The sequence below is a fragment of the Methylobacterium sp. WL103 genome, assembly GCF_008039885.1.
Lineage (GTDB): Bacteria > Pseudomonadota > Alphaproteobacteria > Rhizobiales > Beijerinckiaceae > Methylobacterium > Methylobacterium cerastii.
This window is the reverse complement of the sequence record NZ_VRUX01000492.1, coordinates 1-3,235: the sequence shown is the minus strand read 5'-3', so window position 1 is coordinate 3,235 and position 3,235 is coordinate 1. Positions and strand designations below refer to the sequence as shown.

Here is a 3,235-nt window from a genome sequence, read left to right as displayed (position 1 = left end):
GCCCAGCATCGGGGCGACGAGCGCGGCGGCGAGCGCCAGACCGGTTACGGGGCGGAGCATACGCGATACCTGAACGATCCCGGCCGCACGGCCGGGATCGGATGAAGCTGTGCCGTTCAAACTACGCGAGCGCGGCAAACGTGCCGTGCGCCGGGGCACATCGACCCGGAAACCGGCGCGTTCAGCGGCCACCGTTGTATTCCGGCAACGTCGGCTTGCCACCGAAGATCACCTGCGACGGGTCGCGCTCCAGGGTGCGGACCGTGCGGTTCAGGGTGTTGAGGGTGCGCTGCCCGTCGGTGGACAAGGCCTCGACCTCGCGGCGGCCGGTGCCGCTCAGCCGCCCGAAGCTCGTGGCGATGTTGGCCGTGCGCTTGTCGAGGTTCTCGGACAGGGTGCGGAACGCCTTGCCGGCGTCGCGCACCGAGATCGCGGCCTCGCGCACCTGCGTGAAGGTGCTGGCGCCGGCCTCGCCCGAGGCGGAGCCGAGGAAGCCCTCGGCGCCCTTCAGCACCGCGTCGATCTTGTCGGCGGACGCGTTGAGCTTGGCGGCGAGCGAGCGGGCGTCGTGCAGGCCGGCCTCGATGTCGGGGCTCGACGTGGCGAGCGCCGACGAGAACCGGTCGGTGTTTTCGATCACGCGGTTGAGCTTGGTCCCGTCCACCGCCTTGACGAGGCTCGATACGGCCGGGCCGGCCTCGGCCAGCGTCTTCGAGAAGCTCTCGACGTTGGCGAGCGTGCGGGTGATCGCGCCCTCGTTGCCGGCGACCACCTTGTCGAGGCGCTGGAGCACGTCGTCGGCCCGCTGCGCGATCTGCTTGGCGGCGGCCATCATGTCCTGGATGTCGGACGAGTCGGCGAAGATCGTCGGCATCTCGCCGTTGCTGCCGGCCGCGAGCGCCGGGGCGTCGGCGTTGCCGCCGTTCAGCGCGATCACCGAGACGCCGGTGAGCATCGCCGAATCGAGGCGGGCGCGGGTGTCGGCGCGCAAAGGGGTGGCGGGCGCCACCTTGATCTCGGCGATGACCCGGCGCGGGTCCTGCGGCAGCAGGTGAACGTCCGTCACCTCGCCGACCTTGATGCCGTTGAAGGTGACGCTCGATCCGCGCGACAGGCCGCCGACGCTGCCCGAGAACACGATGCGCACCGCCTGGCTCACCTGGCGCGACGAGCCGCCCGACAGCCACAGCACGAAGCCGAAGCCGACCAGGATCACCCCGAGGGTGAAGGCGCCGATGAGGGCGAAGTTCGCGCGGGTCTCCATCGGTCAGGCCTTCCGCCAAGCTGTGGCATTCACGCGGTGCGCGGGCGCACCCTTGCTGTGCGCCGACGCACGCACCCGGTGCTTACGCTCACGCATGGGCCGGCTCTCCAATCTGCGCAGGCGCCGGCGGCACGATCGCGCGGGCGCGCTTGCCGTGGAAGTACGAGCGCAGCCACGGATGGTCGTGCGCCAGCATCTCGTCGATCGTGCCGGCGGCGATGATCTGCCCGTCGCCGAGCGCCGCGATGCGGTCGCACGCGGTGTAGAGGCTGTCGAGGTCGTGCGTCACCATGAAGACGGTGAGGCCGAGCGTCTGCTTCAGGGTCGCGACCAGCTCGTCGAACTCGCCCGCGCCGATCGGGTCGAGGCCGGAGGTCGGCTCGTCGAGGAACAGGATCTCGGGGTCCAGCGCCAGCGAGCGGGCGAGCGCCGCGCGCTTGATCATGCCGCCCGACAGCTCCGAGGGCAGCTTGTCGGCCGCGTCCGGCTTCAGGCCGACCATCTCGATCTTCAGGCGCGCGAACTCGTCGAGCAGGCGCTCGGACAGGTTCAGGTGCTCGCGCATCGGCATCTGGATGTTCTGCTTCACGGTGAGCGCGGAGAACAGCGCGCCCTGCTGGAACAGCACGCCCCAGCGCTGCTCGACGCCGCGGCGCTCGGCGATGGTGAGGCCGTCCATGTCCTGCCCGAACACCTCGATGGTGCCGGACCGCTTGGCCACGAGCCCGAGGATGGTGCGGGTCAGCACCGACTTGCCCTGGCCCGAAGGGCCGACGAAGCCCAGGATCTCGCCGCGGCGGATGTCGAGGTTCAGGCCCTTCAGGATGGTGCGGTCGCGAAAGCCCACGACGAGGTCGCGGACGCGGATGATCGCTTCGGGCTCGTTCGTCTCGGGCATGGAACCTGGGTTTCGCACGGACTCGTCAGAAATCGATCGCGGCGAAGAAGACCGCGAACAATCCGTCGAGGACGATGACCATGAAGATGGATTTGACCACCGAGGCGGTGACGTGGCGCCCGAGCGATTCGGCCGAACCTTCCACGGCGAACCCCTCGATCGTGGCGATGATGCCGATGATCAGCGCCATGAACGGCGCCTTGATCAGCCCGACGAGGACGTGGTGGACGCCGACCGCGGCCTGCAACCGGGCGAGGAACTGCTCCAGGGTGAGCCCGCCATAGGCCATCGCGGTGAGGCCGCCGCCGGTCAGCGCCGCGAGCGCCGCGATCAGCGTCAGCATCGGCAGGCCGACCACGAGGGCGAGGATGCGCGGCACGATCAGGATCTCGATCGGGTCGAGCCCCATGACGCGGAGGGCGTCGACCTCCTCGCGCATCCGCATCGAGCCGATCTCGGCGGTGAAGGCCGAGCCGGAGCGCCCGGCCACCATGATCGAGGTGAGCAGCACGCCGAGTTCGCGCAGGATCAGCAGGCCGATCAGGTTGACGACGAAGGCCGCCGCCCCGAAGCGCTGGAGCTGGAAGATGCCCTGCTGCGCGACGATGCCGCCGACGAGGAACGAGATCAGGAAGATGATCGGCACGCCGCGGAAGGCGACCTGCTCGATCTGGTTGACGAAGGCGCGGCCGCGGAAGCTCGAAGGGCGCGAGGCCACCCGCAGGCAGGCGGCGATGACCTCGCCGAGGAAGGCGAGCCCGGTGACGAGGTCGTGCCCGCCGCGCACGACGCGACGGCCGAGGCCGTCGAGCAAAGCGACCACGCGGCCCTGGCGGACGGGGCTGGCGGGCTCGGGATCGCGCAGCTGCATCTCGCCGAGCAGGATGCGGTGCTCGGGCCGCACGCCGGCATAGGTCAGGTGACCGCCGGCGGCCTCGATCTCGCCGCGGGTCCGCTCCAGCACCCAGGCGCCGAGGGTGTCGAGGCGGGCGACGTCGCCGAGGTCGACGACCACCGGGCGCACCCTGGCCTCGGCGGCGATGCGTGCGGCGGCGGTCTCGACGGCGCCGCCC

Annotated in this window: 3 protein-coding genes; all 3 read right to left on the bottom strand. The window is 70.6% G+C overall.

Translation table 11 applies throughout. From position 1 onward, the window contains the following. Positions 1–181: 181 nt before the first annotated feature. Positions 182–1,264 (bottom strand): MlaD family protein, encoded by a 1,083-nt coding sequence (locus tag FV222_RS21090; protein WP_147815562.1) that lies wholly within the window; start codon positions 1,262–1,264, stop codon positions 182–184. Between the two features lie 88 nt (positions 1,265–1,352). Further along, a complete protein-coding gene (locus tag FV222_RS21085; protein ID WP_187273759.1) occupies positions 1,353–2,162 on the bottom strand; it encodes an ABC transporter ATP-binding protein in 810 nt (269 codons plus the stop codon). A 25-nt stretch (positions 2,163–2,187) separates the two neighbouring features. Next, positions 2,188–3,235: MlaE family lipid ABC transporter permease subunit (locus FV222_RS21080; protein WP_147815561.1), on the bottom strand; the 1,048-nt coding region annotated here is incomplete at its 5' end.